At 57.3% G+C, this 16023-nt stretch carries 14 protein-coding genes; 6 read left to right on the top strand and 8 right to left on the bottom strand.

The genetic code is table 11. The annotated features are described in order from the left end of the window. Positions 1-159: 159 nt before the first annotated feature. From KUIN1_RS23690 to KUIN1_RS23670, 5 genes are all read left to right on the top strand, one after another. Positions 160-1167, top strand: coding sequence for a CBASS cGAMP-activated phospholipase (locus KUIN1_RS23690; RefSeq protein WP_003426604.1), 1008 nt, complete (start codon positions 160-162; stop codon positions 1165-1167). Further along, entirely contained in the window at positions 1168-2316 is a 1149-nt protein-coding gene (locus KUIN1_RS23685; protein WP_003426609.1) for a CBASS cGAMP synthase, read from the top strand. A 3-nt stretch (positions 2317-2319) separates the two neighbouring features. After that, the gene (locus KUIN1_RS23680) at positions 2320-3945 is read left to right on the top strand and encodes a ThiF family adenylyltransferase (RefSeq protein WP_232059982.1); all 1626 of its coding nucleotides are present in this window, start codon (positions 2320-2322) and stop codon (positions 3943-3945) included. Continuing rightward, positions 3933-4454, top strand: a complete 522-nt coding sequence (locus KUIN1_RS23675) for a Mov34/MPN/PAD-1 family protein (RefSeq protein WP_172980077.1) — start codon at positions 3933-3935, stop codon at positions 4452-4454. The genes KUIN1_RS23680 and KUIN1_RS23675 overlap by 13 nt, the downstream gene beginning before the upstream one ends. Before the next feature lie 70 nt (positions 4455-4524). After that, positions 4525-5109, top strand: a complete 585-nt coding sequence (locus KUIN1_RS23670; protein WP_152092326.1) for a hypothetical protein — start codon at positions 4525-4527, stop codon at positions 5107-5109. A 1444-nt stretch (positions 5110-6553) separates the two neighbouring features. Here the strand turns inward: KUIN1_RS23670 and KUIN1_RS23665 are convergent. Genes KUIN1_RS23665 through KUIN1_RS23635 form a run of 7 tightly spaced genes read right to left on the bottom strand, consistent with a single transcriptional unit; the run spans position 6554 to position 13376 of the window. Then, the gene (locus tag KUIN1_RS23665) at positions 6554-7666 is read right to left on the bottom strand and encodes an endo-1,4-beta-xylanase (RefSeq protein ID WP_152092325.1); all 1113 of its coding nucleotides are present in this window, start codon (positions 7664-7666) and stop codon (positions 6554-6556) included. After that, positions 7666-8409 (bottom strand): inositol monophosphatase family protein, encoded by a 744-nt coding sequence (locus KUIN1_RS23660; RefSeq protein ID WP_003400414.1) that lies wholly within the window; start codon positions 8407-8409, stop codon positions 7666-7668. The genes KUIN1_RS23665 and KUIN1_RS23660 overlap by 1 nt, the downstream gene beginning before the upstream one ends. Further along, positions 8406-9167 carry a glycerophosphoryl diester phosphodiesterase gene (locus tag KUIN1_RS23655; RefSeq protein ID WP_024642449.1) on the bottom strand — a complete coding sequence of 254 codons (762 nt, stop codon included), beginning with the start codon at positions 9165-9167 and terminating at the stop codon, positions 8406-8408. The genes KUIN1_RS23660 and KUIN1_RS23655 overlap by 4 nt, the downstream gene beginning before the upstream one ends. Positions 9168-9173: 6 nt before the next feature. After that, a complete protein-coding gene (locus KUIN1_RS23650; RefSeq protein ID WP_024642448.1) occupies positions 9174-10280 on the bottom strand; it encodes an ABC transporter ATP-binding protein in 1107 nt (368 codons plus the stop codon). Further along, positions 10277-11170, bottom strand: coding sequence for an ABC transporter permease subunit (locus KUIN1_RS23645; RefSeq protein ID WP_003400407.1), 894 nt, complete (start codon positions 11168-11170; stop codon positions 10277-10279). The genes KUIN1_RS23650 and KUIN1_RS23645 overlap by 4 nt, the downstream gene beginning before the upstream one ends. Then, positions 11167-12060, bottom strand: a complete 894-nt coding sequence (locus KUIN1_RS23640; protein ID WP_024642446.1) for a carbohydrate ABC transporter permease — start codon at positions 12058-12060, stop codon at positions 11167-11169. Before KUIN1_RS23640 ends, KUIN1_RS23645 begins: the two co-directional genes overlap by 4 nt. Beyond that, entirely contained in the window at positions 12057-13376 is a 1320-nt protein-coding gene (locus KUIN1_RS23635) for an extracellular solute-binding protein (protein WP_103713556.1), read from the bottom strand. Before KUIN1_RS23635 ends, KUIN1_RS23640 begins: the two co-directional genes overlap by 4 nt. 165 nt (positions 13377-13541) lie before the next feature. Here KUIN1_RS23635 and KUIN1_RS23630 point away from each other — a divergent pair, with 165 nt between their 5' ends. Then, the gene (locus tag KUIN1_RS23630) at positions 13542-14672 is read left to right on the top strand and encodes an ROK family transcriptional regulator (RefSeq protein ID WP_024642444.1); all 1131 of its coding nucleotides are present in this window, start codon (positions 13542-13544) and stop codon (positions 14670-14672) included. A 78-nt stretch (positions 14673-14750) separates the two neighbouring features. Here KUIN1_RS23630 and KUIN1_RS23625 read toward each other — a convergent pair whose 3' ends face one another. Continuing rightward, positions 14751-16016: a histidine-type phosphatase gene (locus KUIN1_RS23625; RefSeq protein WP_172980076.1), complete on the bottom strand. Its 1266-nt coding sequence runs from the start codon at positions 16014-16016 to the stop codon at positions 14751-14753. Positions 16017-16023 lie beyond the last annotated feature (7 nt).

The raw sequence follows: 16023 nt of genomic DNA, 5'->3' as shown, positions 1-16023 counted from the left end.
CTATCGTTGGTCCTTGGATCGGCTTCAGTACCTTCCTACGACGACTTGGATCCATTCCCGAAATCCTGTATAACCGTATGTAGTGGTGGCTTTTTTGATTTTGCACTATATGTGGTGTTTTTTAGTTCGGTGCGGTTGTTAGAGCTGTAAGGGGCCCAAATGACAGATGACAGCAAAGATTTGCCAATTTATCACGTGCTTGCTTTGTCTGGTGGCGGGTATCGGGCGCTTTACACCGCCACGATCCTCAAAGAATTTGAGCAGGTTCTTGGCCGCCCAATCGCCTCTCACTTCGATCTGATCTGCGGCACCTCAGCTGGGGGCCTTTTGGCTCTAGGGCTTGCGAGTGAGATCCCTGCGAGTGAACTGAAATCCTTGTTTGAAGATCAAGGTAAGCAGATATTCGGTTCGCGGGACTTCATGCGTAGGCGACTGGGATTCCTTACGCGTGCGAAGCATTCAAACAGCGGCCTACGCTCCGTCCTTCACCAGCGGTTTGGCGCCACCACTATGGGCGACCTGAAGCATCGGGTTCTCATACCGGCTGTTAACTACACCACTGGGCGTGGCCAATTTTTTAAAACCCCCCACCACCCATCTTTCGAACTCGATCACCGTATGAGCCTAGTGGATGTCGCCTTGGCTACCTCCGCTGCTCCCGTGTACTTCCCATCAGTACGTAATGACCGCGGAGTTTTTGTTGACGGCGGACTGGTCGGAAATGCGCCTGGGCTTTTCGGACTCCATGAAGTTCGTACCTTTCTTGCTCCCAATCAAGATATTCGCGTTCGTGTGCTCGCAATCGGAACTATGACTGTGGGTGCCACAGTTAGCGGAGGGAAGGATCTGGATCAAGGAGTTATTGGGTGGGGAGGGAGCCTTTTCGATCTGGTTATCTCGGCCCAAGAGTCTTCTGTGGACTACATGCTTACTCAATCTCTGGGCGACTGCTATTTCAAAATTGATGATCAAGTAACGCCGCAGCAAAGCAGCGACGTGAAGGCATTAGACGATGTATCCGAGGCTTCAACAAACACCCTCCGGGATCGAGGCATGGCAGCGGCTCAACGCGCATTGGGTGACCGTAGATTCATACCGTTCCGTGGTCATCAACCAATACCTCCAACCTTCTTCCACGGTCCAAACAAAAATTCGGGGGATCTCTAGATGCTTAATCTGTCACCGCTTTTCAATACATCCGAGGACGAGTCGTGTTTGCTTCAGGCACTGGAGCTGACTGCATCACAACGACTCCAGATTACGTCGGCAAAAAATGAGGTCCGGCAGTGTCTCCGACATGGCATACCCAAGGTCTTGGTCGAGCAGGGGTACAAGGGTGATATTCCTCAGCCACGTTTTTTTACTCAAGGCTCGTGGGCATACAAAACGCTTAATAGCCCCGCCCATCTACCCCCGCAACAATCTGATGTCGATGATGGGGCCTACCTGCCGATCAGTTTTCTAAAAGGCAGCAAAAGACCAAGTGCTGCCAGTGCCATTTTTTTCGCAGCAGCCGAAGAGGCGTTAAGCAGATTGGTTGAGTCCAAGCGGAGCGAAAAGTGGAAACTTGTGACTGACAAACCGACTTGCATCCGGATCGAGATATCGACCACGGCTCACATCGATATCCCCTTGTATTCGATACCAGATGACGAGTATGTGACCCTTGAGAAGGCCGCAAATAGCTACGGCTTTGAAAGCCTGATGGATGCTGTAAACGTTAGGCGGGCAGACTCCTGGACGACGCTTCCAATCGGTGAAGTGCTCTTGGCCCATCGCGAAGAAGACTGGATTAATTCTGACCCACGACCGGTGAAAGACTGGTTCGTAGATGAAGTCGAATCGAAAGGCGAACAGCTTCGTCGTGTGGTCCGTTACCTCAAAGCCTTCCGTGATTGGCAGTGGGAGAAAGGTGGGCCATCTTCCATTTTGTTGATGGCCGCAGCTGTGCCGTTGTTCACGAAAATGGATCGAAGAGACGACTTGGCGCTTCTCGAAGTCTTGAAAGGGCTTCCTGCTGCCCTTCGGAATGGCGTGGTCAATCCCGTGAGTGCCGAAGAGAGCCTGAGTGATCGTCTCCCAAGTGATGAACTTGAGCAAGCAGCCAAGAAATTTGAAATGTTCGAAAACTATCTCAATGGCGCGGTGAATGCCTCTGATGAGACAACCGCGTGCAATTGGATGATCAGCATGTTCGGACCTCGGTTTCCTAATCGTCCGAACCGAATTAAACAGGTTACTGTTGCTGCGACCATTGCGGCAGTTCCCGCGCAAGCGGCTGCCAGTGAACTGGTCGGTCGCACTAAGGCTGGTTAGTAGATGAGTGAGGCACTTCCTAATCTGATTTCAGAAATGCAATCCCGAGACTTCAAACACATCGGAAGAACACCTGAACGTTGGATTTGGTTTGAGGGGCCTCTTAAGACGGTTGCCGGCGATTATCAGTGCAAGTTCACTGTAGACCCAACGTTCTTTTCATTACCTGTTGTGAGTCTAAAAGAGCTGCCCCCTGAACTAGGGCCAGTAACACCTCACCTCGGATCTAGCGGCTGGCTCTGTTACCTGACAGCAAGCTCTGTAGTGCTCGATATTTTTGACCCCATCGGTCAGACACTGAAATGTCTGGCTGAGGCAGAACGTGTTCTGGGATGCATTCTCAAAGGAGAAATGGTAGAGGACTTGACAGAGGAGTTTCTGGTTCACTGGTTCAGTCAGTTTTGCGTTTTCGATGTCCAGAATTTGAAACGAGGTGAGATCCCTGCCTTTTGCGTCATCTCGCAGAGAGGAGTACGAACCCCCGTACTCACCGATAATATAAATCGCACAGTCCGCAGAATTGACGCGCTCAACTTTCAGCCGAAAAGGCAAATGATGCTGGGATATGTTGTCAGATCCGTCGCTCAGCCCCGCCCTAATCAGACTGCATGGCCGCCTAATTCCGTTGCTGATATCCTGATTTGGCAGCGTGAGCTGGATAAAGGCTGCGCTCGGAAAATCCAGCAGCGTATATCTGAAGCTTATCGGCAGAAGCACGCTGATGCGATTATTTTCATTCAATCGCCAACACTGAACTACGGCTTTCAAGTGCATTTTGACCAGTCCATCCTGAGCGATGAGAAATTTCAGCGGTCAAGAGGTACAGAAAGGCTCTTCAGTTTCCGAATAACTAGGCTAGCTGCAATACGGATCGACGAGCATTACATCGCGCAGCGCAGCATTCCGTCTATGAAGACTTTAGCAGGCTTCAAGATTGCCTTGGTGGGGTGCGGAACCATCGGCGGCTATCTAGCCGACCTGTTATCGAAGGCTGGGGCAGGGACAGGTGGAGGCAAGCTGACGCTTGTAGATTTTGATCGGTTGATGCCGGAAAACGTCGGTAGGCACTGCTTGGGATTGCGATATTTCAACACTAATAAAGCTCTTGGCACCAGTATCATGCTTGAGTTTGACTCTCCAGGGATCTCCGTGCAGGCCCTAGAGGTCGACGTGCGTAAAGCGCACTTGGGCGAAATGGATCTGTTGATTGATGCCACAGGGGAAGAGGCGCTCGGGCATTGGCTGACCGCCAACTACATCTCCTCGACGCCGATGTTATCAGTATGGGTCGAAGGCCCTGGGACAGCTGTGCGCGCCCTACTTAAAACTGCTGGAGAAGGCGCGTGCTACCGGTGCCTCTCGACACATACCAGAGTGGGCCAATTCCCGACCGTAGAGGGCGGGGTACCCCACGTTATGGCCGGACATGGCTGCGAAGGCCTGTATGTTCCTTTTCCCGCGACCGTATCTATTCAAGCCGCAGCGTTGGGCGCTGAAATGGCGCTGGCGTGGGCTAATGGAAAAGCCTCTCCTTCACTACGGACCAAAATTACTGACTCTATGTTCACATCAGCGACACCTGATTGTGATCCACCCAAGGTTGAGGTCTGCCAAGCATGCAGTTCGTAGCAGAGTGGTCCGCAAACCAAGGTCGTCATTTGATTTACATCCACTCCCAGGTGCTCAACGTATTCCTGCGCCATATTCAGGCAGAACCTACGGATATGGAAGGTGGAGGCCTTCTACTCGGGTATGTCCGTGGGTCACATCTTGAAATTGTCGACGCCACCGAGCCCACTAAATTTGACCGACGCTTTAGAACGTTTTTTGAGCGAATGAGGGAGGTGCATGAGCACATCGCTCAGAAGCAATGGAGCGATAGCAACGGGTTGGTCAGATACGTTGGTGAGTGGCATACGCACCCGCAAGATCATCCGTCGCCGTCCGACACCGATTTGACCGAGTGGAGGAAACTGGCCGTTAAGCGCAATGACAAACGACCTGTACTTGGGTTGATAGTGGGGCGAAAAACCTTGTATTTAGAAAGCATATTCAGGGATGGGAAGCGGACAGAGTTTTTCCCTGCCGATGGCCGCTCCCGCGACGTCAGAATTCGGGATTTTCCTGATAGGTATTAGTGTGAATGGGCGGTTAGAGCAATATGCGTAACTGCTAAATTGAATAGCCAACAATGAGTACGCAGTAGATATGAAGATAAGCGAAGCTATGTTGAGATACCGGATTTACTACATGCTGGGCTACGCCATGTGGCTGGGCACATTACTAGTGTACGCAGTGTCCTTTCTGACATTCGTATATTGGCAGGGCGTTGAGCTTGGAGGCCTTCCAGGGTTCGGTATCATATTTCAAGCAATGGGCAAGCTCGCCTACTCAGTCTTCGCAGCGACATATCCATACACGAGCTTTATATGGGACCACGCTCTAACCATCAATCAAGGTGATCCCCTGAGTTACGGCAACCTGGCTTTGCTTGGACTGGTAGGCGTTGCGATGCTAGGTGTCCAAATTATAAAAATGGCCAGATCACTTCGCAGCCGTGTGAAGGCAGCGCTGCGTCGTGCTGAAGAGTCAGGGTGGAGGACTGCACCGCAACAAGGTTTTTCGACCACGATTAATGCTACCCAGATCGCCCAAGTGAATGTTTACAATCAGGCATTACCGACTAATTCCAAGGATTCGGGATGGCTTGATCGCCCTTTAGTAAAATTTGCCTTGGGGATTCTGGCGAGCTATCTAGTGGCTATTTTGGTGAAGCTGACAGGCGTGGCCTAGCGTACTCGCCGTCACATCACGACATCTAGGCATCAAAAGGATCGGGATTAACTCCCTTGTAAACCCATAGGCATGCCCACTTGTCGAGTTAGTAGAGATCAGCTGATACCGCATGGTAGCGGGAGACCTGAGCATTCAAAGCTTGCACCAAGGCGTATATCTATTTTCATCAGTTCCAGCCCGTACAGGGACTCTATCAACCCAATGATTAGGAAATGACGAAAATCTGCGAATGTCGCATGGAATTGTTCGCGTGATGGCTCTTTGATGTTACGCTAGGGCGTTGCTCAGACAGGTCGTTTACCTGCAAGGCTTGACATCGCGAATATCGCAGCGAACATCTGTTGCACCTCTACGTAGCGGCTGGTAAGAGAGTTGAAAGCGCTCAACTGCACTGTCGAGGCCGCTGTGTGGGCTTTGTGAATCTTTAACAATTTCGTTTGATTTGGGCTATTCAGCGATTTCCTAGAGGCGCGAATCATTGGGTTATTTTTAAGTGGTGATCACAAAAAAGACGCAAATAGCGGCTTTTTTGTGATTCAAAAGTCCTCATTTTTCTCCTAGCAATCGATTGAGTTCATTTTGAAAGCCTCGCGATGCAAGTCGAAGCTTTATGGGTCACTTACCTTTTCTATGCTTGTGTACATCCAGATCGGGGTGTTTGGGTTTGTTCTCGGGTGTAACACGTCGGCGCTGATCTTCTTTGCCAGTAGATTCAGCTATTGGTTTAGGTCCGGGTTTGATGCTCATATGTTTGTCTCTCTTTGGTTTATATGTATGTGCCATCGCACTTCATACGTGCTTAAAAATCCGCCACGGATCGTGGCGCTTTGAGGCTATAGCTTGTATTTTTACAGCCGGAGGTTTTTCCATTCCGAACGAGCATAGCGATGCAGCTATGCCAAGCACCATGGCAGCCGCTACCGCTAAGCTCAAACTGAAAGCCAAGCTAAATGCCTAGCTCCAGCTACACAGTCACTAGCGGATGCTAGCAACCTACACCCTCGTGGACAGCGTATTGCAGCGATGATCCTCAGCAGGGCTAGCTTCATGTCAGTGGGCGGCATCTCGGTCTAAAAATGCGCAAGCTTGCTCTGCTGATGGGCGGCTTCGTTGACATGGGGGCGAAGCGAAATGTGGGTGCTATACTTTGTAAAGTATTTCATAGTGAAAAGCGCTTTTTTAGCAAAAACCTTACATTATTCTTTGCGTATTGTTTTCTTGGTGCAGGTTCATCGGAGGGATGTGGCCGTATTATATGGGGTCACTCACTCGCCGAAAGCACCAGACTTTGTGGTGGCTACAACCGTTCTAGGATACAGCTGGAACCTGCTGTTCAGGTCCAGAACCTGAGCCCCCGTTTATCGGGGGCTTCGTCGTTTTCAGGCGTCAGAAAGCGCTGAACCACTCTGGTTGTACTGCTGCCGTGAAGGCCGCGGAGCATCTAAAACCGCGCATCCTTCTGTGTTTGCGCGTTTTCGAAACAATGTGCGATCACCCAGCTCACCGGCTTTACCTCACCTCGTGGGCCAAACGCCAATGCCCGTTGTGCCAACGGTCCGTTGCTGGCCGTGGCGCCGGCAACATGCGGGCTGTCCCATACACCCCAAGTGATAACCGTCGACACCGAGCGCGTAGCGAGGATCAGGTCCAGATAGCGCTTATAGGTTTGCGCAACCTTCCCATCGCGTTCTGCGATGGACCCCGTCAAATGGCTGTCATCGACGTCCAGTTCCGTGATGTGGATCGACAATCCCATATCCCGCACTGCCAGAATAAAGCGAGACAGGCCCGGACCAAAGGTGTCGCCTGCACGCAGGTGGGACTGAATGCCCAGGCCGTGTATCGGAATGCCCCGCTGCTTGAGACCGCGCAGCAGGGCGAGCACGGCAGTGCGTCGGCTTTCGCCGTAATGGGTATCCTTTTCCAGGCCGTAATCGTTGTAACAGAGCAGGGCGTCCGGGGCGGACTTGTGCGCGGCGTTGAAGGCTATGTCCAGGTAGCGAGGCCCGAGCATCTGATACCAGAATGAATTGCGCAGCCCGTCAGGCTGGCCGTCCTCCAGCTGGATGGCTTCGTTGACGACGTCCCATGCGCTGATGAGGCCACGATAATGGCTGGCGACGGTACTGATGTGCGCCGTCAGCACCGCCTCGGCGTTCGTCGGCGTGACGGTACGGTGAACCCAGTCGGGTAAAGAACGATGCCAGCAGAAGGTGTGCCCGCGCATACGCTGGTCATGCGCTTTGGCAAACGCCGCGATCGCGTCGGCCGGCGCGAAGTTGTAACGCTCCGGTTCGGGGTGGACGGTCTGCCACTTCAAGACGTTCTCTGGCACTACGATGCTGGCCTGACGGGCGACCAGTTCCCGGTAGGCCGCGTCGTCATTCAGCTTTGCCGGATCAACCGCAAAGCCGAACCGTATGCCTTTCCCGGCTGCAGGCTGGCGCAACGCGGTAAAGGTTTCTGCCGCCAGCAGCCTGCTGTTCACAAAGGGCAGGCACGCCAGCAGGCGGACAAACGCAGTCAGAAAACTGCGTCGACTAGCACGGCGCATTACGCACCAAAAATCCCCATCAGCTCCTCACGGCCTACCATCACCGTCATCGAGCCTTGTTTCTGTTCGCCTTCAATCGTGCACAACAATCCGGCTTCCCGGCAAATCACTGCACCTGCTGCGATATCCCACAGGCTGGTGAATTTCTCCATGTAGCCGTCCGTTTGCCCCAAAGCGGCGAACGCCAGGCCGATGGTGGCGCAGCGATAACCTGCAAGGCCCCAGCCCTGGCGGCGCAGGCTCAGGTGCAGTTTGCCCATCTCTTCGGCGTCCCAGCGGGTGTTTTCGCCAACGCCGGCGATGCGCAGGTGCTCGGGTGGTTGCGGGCGGACAAAGGGGACGCCGTTGCGCAGCAAGCCATCGCCCGTGCGGGCTGCCAGGGTATAGCCCAGTGCCGGGTAGGCGACGACGCCGATTTCGGGCTCGCCTGCCGACATGTACGCCACCGCGATTCCCCACAATGGGGTGCCCCGCAGGTAGTTGCCGGTGCCGTCGATGGGATCGATGACCCAGCCATCGGTGATGAACTCGCCGCCCATTTCTTCGCCGAGGATTGTATCGTCGGGGAAGTGTTTGCTCAGTTCTGCACGCAGCAGTTGTTCCACTTCAAAGTCGGCGCGGGAGACGAGGTCTTGCGCGCTTTTGGTGGTGATGTCGAGGGTGTGGCGGTCGTTAAAATACGCCATGGCCAGGCCAGTGGCCTGTTCTACGGCGTGCATGGCGACGCTGAGTCGGTTGTTCATTGCAGACAGCCTCCGTTCGGCAGGTTCAACAAGTCCGGGTAATCACTGAGAATCGACTGTGCGCCATGTTCCAGCAGGTAGCGCGCACGTTTCGGGCTGTTGATGGTAGCCACGGCGAATTCGACGCCGCTGCTTTTCAGGCGAACAAGGTGATGGTCATCGAGCATATCGTCAAGTACGTGAAGTATTCGGCAGTCATATTCGGCCAACAGCGCGACCGGGTCGGCAGGCGCCACCACCGAGGCAATAGCCAGTGGTACGTCGTTCCATAAGCGTCGGGCGGCCGTTAGCGAGCGCACCGAAAAGCTGGAGACGAACAACCGGTCGTTGTCGGCGGGCCACAGGTTTTTGAGGATCGGCATCACCACTTCCGCCGTCTCGACATCGTCGCCAATGGTCGGCTTGAGTTCGACCTGCAGACCCAGGTTGAGGCGCAGCGCACAGGCCACGATCTCTTCAAAGGTCGGGACCTGCAAGCCGGCGAATTCAGGCGCGAACCAGCTGCCCGCGTCCAGTGTGCGGATAGCTTTCAGATCATGCAGCACGACGGCGCCGCGCCCGTTGGTGGTGCGGTCCAGAAAGTCGTCATGAATCACGACAGGCTGGCCATCGCGGGTCAGCTTCACGTCGATCTCGACCCACTCGGCGCCGCATTCGGCAGCTTTTTCCAGGGCCAGCAGAGTGTTTTCCGGCACGTAAGCCTTGGCACCGCGATGGGCAATCAGGGGCGAGCGGACGAGGGGAGCAGGTTTGAGCATGGCGGGTCACTTGGTGGTGTGGGAAAAGGTCACGAGCTGGCGCTGGCCGGTCTCGATATCGAACAGCAAGGGCGTGGAATTGATCGCCAGTCGAACCTGGGTGCCGGGTATCTGGTGTTGCCGTCCGGCGAGGCTGACAACGCAGCGCGTTCCAGCCAGTTGGCAATACAGCAGCGTGTGGCTGCCCAGATTCTCTGAAGACTCCACTGTGGCAGTCACGCCTTGTTGATCGAGCATGAAGGTCTCGGGGCGCAGGCCCATCAGCCATTTGCCGGTCCGGTTGCTGGCAATGCCGAGCTTGATGGGCAGGCGTTGACCATCGGCGAGCATTAAGAGCTTGTCGTCCAGGCAGTGCACCGGCAGCAGGTTCATGGGCGGCGTGCCGATGAAGCTGGCGACGAATGTGCTGGCGGGTTGATCGTAGATCTGCGCAGGCGTGCCGATCTGCTCGACACGGCCTTTGTCGAGAATCACCACGCGCTCGGCGAGGGTCATGGCTTCGGTCTGATCGTGGGTGACATACAGGATCGTCGCGCCGGTCTGCCGGTGCAGGCTGCGAATCAACAGACGCATTTCATGACGCAGCGCGCTGTCCAGGTTGCACAGCGGCTCATCGAACAGCAGCACCGGCGGTTTGCGGATCAACGCCCGACCGATGGCGACGCGCTGGCGCTGGCCGCCGGAAAGCTCTCCGGGCTTGCGTTGCAGTAGCTCTTCCAGACCCAGCGAAGCGGCGCACTCGCGGATGCGCTGCTCGCGTTCCTTGCGTGCAACCCGCGCCAGCTTGAGCGCGTAGCCGATATTGTCGGCCACGCTCATGTGCGGGTAGAGCGCGTAGTTCTGAAACACCATGGCGCAGCCGCGCTCCTTGGGCGGCAGGCGCGTGACGTCACGGCCACCCATGAGGATCTGCCCTTGGCTGACCTCTTCCAGCCCGGCCACCATGCGCAGCAGCGTGGACTTGCCACACCCGGACGGGCCGAGGATCACGTTAAGCTCGCCCGCCTTGAAAACCAGGTCGAGCCCGTGAAGGATGGGCTCGGTGCCGTAGGTTTTGTGCAGGTCCGTGAGGATAATATCCGGCGCGCAGGTAATAGGGGTGAGCGCGTTCATTTACCGACTCCAATCAGGCCTTTGACAAACCAGCGCTGCATGAGCGCAATGACGAGGATGGGCGGCAGCATGCTGACCACAGCAGCGGCCATCAGCAGGTTCCACTCGGGGACCTGGGTTGCATCGGTCGGCAGAAAGCTGGCCACGCCCAGCACCAGCGTGCGCATGTCCTCGCGATTGGTTGCCACCAGCGGCCACAGGTAGTCCTTCCAGGCGCCGATGAACACCAGCGTGCCGAGCGCAGCAAAGTTGGTCTTCGACAGTGGCAGCAGGATGTCGATGAAAAACCGCCAGGGCCCTGCACCGTCCATGCGTGCGGCCTCGACCAGCTCGGCAGGCAGCGTCTGGTAGAACTGCCGAAACAGAAAGGTGCCGGTCGCCGAGGCAATCAGCGGCAGGGCGAGGCCGGGGTAGCTGTCGAGCAAATTGATGGTCGGCAGTGGCAGCCACTGAATGCCCAGCCAGTGCAACAGGCTGCGCACGGGGCCGAGCAGATCGCTGGCCACTGCATACGTGGGGATGATCCGTACTTCCAGCGGCAGCAGCAGCGCCCCCAGCACGGCGAAGAAAATCACCGAACTGTAGCGGCTGCGAAAGTACACCACGGCAAAGGCCGTCAGCGCCGAGAGCGTCAGCTTGCCAATCACCACCAGCGTGGCGACCAGCAGGCTGTTGCCCAGCAGGCGCAGCAGATCCAGACGCCGGCTGACCTGCTGCAGATTCTCCAGCAGTTGGTCGCCGGGGATCACCGCAAGACCGTGGGCGAACAATTGCGGGTTACTGACGGTCGCCGAGCAGACCGCTATGTACAGCGGCCCCAACGCGAACACCAGGCCAAGGGTCAGCAGCAGGTAAGCGCCTGCGTTGAACAGCCGGTTATGCTCGATCATGCTTTCACCCCACGACGCTGGAAGCGCGACAGGAGTGTGAATTGGGCGACGCTCAGCGCCACCACTGCCAGCAGCATGAGCACTGACAGGGTCGATGAGCCTGCCAGATCCAGCCCCATGAAACCGTCGGTGTAAATCTTGTAGGCCAGCACATTGGTGGTGTCGCCAGGTCCGCCTTGGGTGAGGGTGTCGACCAGGCCGAAACTGTTCGACAGGCTTTCCAGCAGGTCGATGACAAACACGAACAGCAGATAAGGCGCGATCAGGGGCAGTTGTATGTCGAGCATGCGCCGCAAGGGACCTGCTCCATCCAGTGCAGCAGCGGCGAGGTAGTCGTCGGGCACCGATTTCAGGCTGGCGACCAGCATCACGAAGTTGAACGGCACCAGGCACCAGGCATACGCCACGATCAGTAACAGCATGCTCTGTATCGGGCTGGCGTAGGGCGACCAGGTGCCGGGTGCAATCGCGTTGAGCCAGGCGAAGATGCCCATCACCGGATTGGCCAGCACATGAAAGACGATACCGATGGTGGCGCCCGATACCGCGTAGGGCCAGATCAGCAGGTTGCGAAACACGGCGTTGCCGCGCAGTTTCAGTTCCAGGCACAGCGCAAGCACCAGTGCGATAAGGATCGAAAGCACGACGCTCGACAAGCTGAACACTAGGGTCGAGCCCAGCGACGCCAGCACGCCGGGGTCCCTCAGCACCCGCCAGTAATTGCTCAGGCCAACGAAGATTTCATTACCGCCGAAGGGCGGCACCAGATGAAACGACCACCAGATGGCCTGGACCGCAGGCCAATAAAAGAACAGGCCGAGCGCCAGCAGTTGCGGCAGGGCAAACAGCAGCGCCAGACGTGGCTGTGGGAAATGAGCACGGGGTTTCATGGCGTGGCCTCGCTCGACTCGTTGCTGGCCTGGGCGCGGTGCATTTGTTGAAACAGACCCAGTAGCTCGTTGGCCCGTAGCGTCGTCTGGCGCAGGGCCAGATCGATGCTCTGGCGACCCGCGAGCGCGTTCTCCATTTCCTGCGACCAGATCAGGCGCATCAGCGTGATGAAACCGCAGCGCAAAGGCGCGGAAGGCTGACCGTCGATATCGTCCAGCGCTGTCAGTCCGACCGTGATTGCCGATGGCTCGCTGGCTGCGGATTGCAAACGTGCAGCGGCGGCCTGAGTAACGGGCAGGTAGCCCGTTCGGGCGCTGAATATCAACTGGTTGTCCGGTTGCAGCACGAACGCCAGAAATTCCGAGACCAGCCGGTAATCCCTGACGGAATGCCCGCGCATGACCCACAGCGAGGAACCTCCGGGAACGTTGGCACGTCGCTGGGTACCCGCGTAAATCGGCAGTGCCGTGACCTGGATATCGGATTTGAGCGTGCTGTGCACAACATTCCACGCCCCGGTGGAGTCGAGCAGCATGGCGCAATCGTCGGTGGCGAACGCCAGCGCCTGCTGCCCGCTGCGGGTTGCATCCTCATGGACCACCAGACCTTGGGAGGTCCATTGCGCGAGGTCTTTCATGAGGCGCAGATGGGGGCCTTCGTCGAACTGATAGCGGTCACCGCCTGCGGAGCGAATCGCAACGTCGGTGCCTTGCGCTGCGCTGGTTTGCTCAAGCCAGATCCAGGGGGCAAAGGCGCTGACGAGCGGGCATTGCTGACCGTTTTTCTTCAGGGCCCGCAAGGCATCCGCAAAGGCTTCCCAGGTGGCGGGTGGCTCGCTGATCCCGGCAGCGGCCAGCGCCTTCCGGTGTGTATAAAGCACGGCTGTGGACGCCGCAAAAGGCTGCGCCGCGAGCGTGCCGTGGTCGTCGGCGTAATAGCGCCGCAAGGCTGGCAGAAAGGTATCGTCGGGATAGGCCCTGTGATGATCGGCCATGATCGCCTCGACAGGTCGGGTGGCACCGCCCAGCAGCATGTCAGGCGTGGCAACGTCGTAAATCTCCACCAGTGCCGGGCCTATGCCCGCCCGGTAAGCCGCTACGGTTTTCTGCAGCGTCTGCTCATAACTGCCCTGGCGGACACAGTGCAGGCGATCACCTTCCTCGCGTGGCGCATTGAAGCTTCTGCACAGATCCGCGATGGCACTCCCGGCCGCGCCACTGTGGCTGTACCAGAACTCGGCCGGTGCAGCGGCGAAGGCGTTTGCAGCGAGCGACAGCAGGGCCAGCACGGAAAACATCTTACGGATGGAAGGCATGAGGACACTCACAAGAACTCAATGCCATTTAATACAGGTTGTGTGTAGTATTTGTGACCTGCGCGACTTTTATTAAATTTTCATGATTGAAGTGTGCAATGGATGGTGGGCGATACACTGCTCCACACGCCGACTGTTTTAATTCTCATCTGATTTGAAGACTCCATGCCTCTCGACCTCGACACGCCACTTGATTCGCACCAACCGTTGAGCCTCAATGAACGCAAGTTGCTGGACATCCTTCGTCGTCGAGGTGCGATCACGCGTGCTACGGTTTCGACCGAGATGGACCTGGCTCAGCAGTCAGTGCACCGGCTCATTGAAGAGCTGATCAGCCGTGGACTGCTGCGCAGTGGTGAGCGCGTCAAGAACGGCCGCGGTCAGCCCAGCCCGCGCATCGAACTGGTCAATGAAGCGGTGTATGCCATCGGTGTATCGATCAACACCGACTCGGCGGTGGTCTGCGTCGCCGACCTGGGCTGCAATGTGCTCGAGCAGGTCACCCTGCGCACGCCGCCGTTAAGCCGCAACAGCACCCTGGATTCACTGGAAAAGACCATCGAACGCATGCTTCAGCGCAACGGCATTGAAGCGCAACGCGTCGTCGGCATGGGCTTCGCGATTGCCGGCTTTTTTCTTGAAAACCGCCAGATCAATGCACCGGAACCGCTGCGCGACTGGTCATTGATGGATCTGCAACCGGTGCTGGAAGAACGTTTCGGCATGCCGGTCTGGCTGGAAAACAACGCCACCACCGCGGCCATCGGCGAAAGCCTGGTCGGCGTGGGCGCCTGGGCCAGCAACTTCATCTACCTGTCCTTCAACTTCGGTTTCGGCGCAGGCGTTGTCATCAACGGCAAACCGTATTTCGGCAGCCACGGCAATGCAGGCGAGATCACCCTCTACAACGACGAAGAATCGATAAACCGCCCGGCCTTGCGCTACTTGCTGGAAGACTTGCATCAGAACGGCGTGCAGGTCGACTCGATCGAAGACCTGCGCCTGCGCTTCGACCCCGACTGGCCCGGTGTGGATACCTGGCTGACGCGCGTCAAGCTCACACTGGATCGCCTGATCAACGCACTGGCGGGCCTGTTCGATCCGCAGGCCGTGGTGTTTGGCGGGCAATTACCGCCCGAATTGGGAAAACGCCTGATCGCCGCGACGACCTTCTGGGGCACCCATCGCTACAACTCCCCGCCGCCTCGGCCCCAGTTATTGCTGAGCGAAACGAATGGGGACGCGGCGGTTCTGGGGGCAGCGCTGGTGCCGTTGAAGGAGCGGTTTTTTGTTTGATTCGTTGGGCGTTGGGTGGACAGGTATTGGCGGTTTTTGGGTGGTGCTGTTGACTGTTGTTGGGCCAAAGCTGGTGTTTCAAGGGTTGTCGTAGTGCTGTACCTCAGTCGCAGACCGATCGATGCGCTTTTCCATGTCGGCAACAAACCCGTTCATTGGCATCAATTGCTCTCCTGCATACCCCGGGTACTGCACCTGATACGGCGGTTCACCGGACAAATTGCGTAACTGGTCCAGGCTCTGCGCCACATAGGCAACGCTGACAAACTGCGCGCCCGTGCGGTCGTTCGCCCAGCGTTCAAACACGATAGTGCCGCCTGGTGCTGCGTCATTCTCGGGGTATTCGGCGATTTTCCAGTCAAAACCCAGCAGCGTTCGCAACTGCGCGATGTTGCTGTCGTGGCCTACGTACGCCAACCATTTGCTACCCGGCGGGCTGCCCACGGATGTCGGCTGCAGAGCCAGGAGGATTTGTCCGAGCAATTGCGAAGCACCCCGCTGGGCGATGTAAGGTACGTGATTGCTCAGCGCGTATTTGCCCGAACGCAAGGCCATCAAGCGCGATACGTCTGCAGCGGTGCGCCCTTCGCCAAACGCCACCTGGTCCAGTGGCAAGCCTTCGGCGTATTGCATGCGGAAGGTTTCGCTCATGGCCGCGCCCACGCTCAACGGTCCGCTGAGCTTGGTGACGCCTGCCTTCTCTTTCAGCGCCCAGGGTTGCTTGCTCAAGGCACAGGTCTTTTTCCCGCAGTTGGTCGGCACGCCTGCCAATTGCTGCATGGCCAGCAACGGCGCGGCAAAGCGCTCGCGAGCTGCGTCGACGCTGCCACCCATGGCTGCCAGCATCGCCGCCTGGGTGCGCGCCGGGTCCAGCGGTGCCAGGCCATTTTTGCCGCCGTGGAACAGCCGGTCTTCACTCTCACGCACATGGTGTATTGCTACGTTGCAGCCCGGGAACATCCCCTTTACCAGCGCCGCACTGGTGGCCTGGGTTCGCGCTACCGGGCTGGACCACACGTAGGCATCCCCCGCCTGCGGGCACTGCCCCGCCTTGAACAGCCCGAGCGAATCCAGCGTGTGGCGTTGCCATTGGCCCAGCAGCACGGTGGCAGCGCGGCCATGCTCGGTCAACTGACCGTCGCGGGCACCAAACGCTGGCCAGGTCCTGGCCGACCAGCGTTGCAACTCGGCGGTGTCGGTAGCCGGGCGGATACCGTGGCGCATCACCAGTACCACCTTGTCCAGGCGCAGGCCGGTGGTGTCCAGAGGCGCGGCCACCGATGGAAGCGCCAGGCACACGCCCAGCGCCAACCCCGCATACTTCAACAAAGTCGATTTCATCATCACGGGC

It is taken from the genome of Pseudomonas sp. KUIN-1, from assembly GCF_009176725.1.
Lineage (GTDB): Bacteria > Pseudomonadota > Gammaproteobacteria > Pseudomonadales > Pseudomonadaceae > Aquipseudomonas > Aquipseudomonas fragariae.
Note: the sequence above shows the minus strand (reverse complement) of the source record. Positions and strands in the feature narration are given on the sequence as shown.

Excerpts from the sequence above, each read along its gene's own strand:
- KUIN1_RS23685 (WP_003426609.1), top strand. The coding sequence starts at position 1,168 with ATGCTTAATCTGTCACCGCTTTTCAATACATCCGAGGACGAGTCGTGT.
- KUIN1_RS23645 (WP_003400407.1), bottom strand. The coding sequence starts at position 11,170 with ATGATCGAGCATAACCGGCTGTTCAACGCAGGCGCTTACCTGCTGCTG.
- KUIN1_RS23630 (WP_024642444.1), top strand. The coding sequence starts at position 13,542 with ATGCCTCTCGACCTCGACACGCCACTTGATTCGCACCAACCGTTGAGC.
- KUIN1_RS23640 (WP_024642446.1), bottom strand. The coding sequence starts at position 12,060 with ATGAAACCCCGTGCTCATTTCCCACAGCCACGTCTGGCGCTGCTGTTT.
- KUIN1_RS23675 (WP_172980077.1), top strand. The coding sequence starts at position 3,933 with ATGCAGTTCGTAGCAGAGTGGTCCGCAAACCAAGGTCGTCATTTGATT.
- KUIN1_RS23635 (WP_103713556.1), bottom strand. The coding sequence starts at position 13,376 with ATGCCTTCCATCCGTAAGATGTTTTCCGTGCTGGCCCTGCTGTCGCTC.
- KUIN1_RS23655 (WP_024642449.1), bottom strand. The coding sequence starts at position 9,167 with ATGCTCAAACCTGCTCCCCTCGTCCGCTCGCCCCTGATTGCCCATCGC.
- KUIN1_RS23625 (WP_172980076.1), bottom strand. The coding sequence starts at position 16,016 with ATGATGAAATCGACTTTGTTGAAGTATGCGGGGTTGGCGCTGGGCGTG.
- KUIN1_RS23690 (WP_003426604.1), top strand. The coding sequence starts at position 160 with ATGACAGATGACAGCAAAGATTTGCCAATTTATCACGTGCTTGCTTTG.
- KUIN1_RS23660 (WP_003400414.1), bottom strand. The coding sequence starts at position 8,409 with ATGAACAACCGACTCAGCGTCGCCATGCACGCCGTAGAACAGGCCACT.
- KUIN1_RS23680 (WP_232059982.1), top strand. The coding sequence starts at position 2,320 with ATGAGTGAGGCACTTCCTAATCTGATTTCAGAAATGCAATCCCGAGAC.
- KUIN1_RS23650 (WP_024642448.1), bottom strand. The coding sequence starts at position 10,280 with ATGAACGCGCTCACCCCTATTACCTGCGCGCCGGATATTATCCTCACG.
- KUIN1_RS23670 (WP_152092326.1), top strand. The coding sequence starts at position 4,525 with ATGAAGATAAGCGAAGCTATGTTGAGATACCGGATTTACTACATGCTG.
- KUIN1_RS23665 (WP_152092325.1), bottom strand. The coding sequence starts at position 7,666 with ATGCGCCGTGCTAGTCGACGCAGTTTTCTGACTGCGTTTGTCCGCCTG.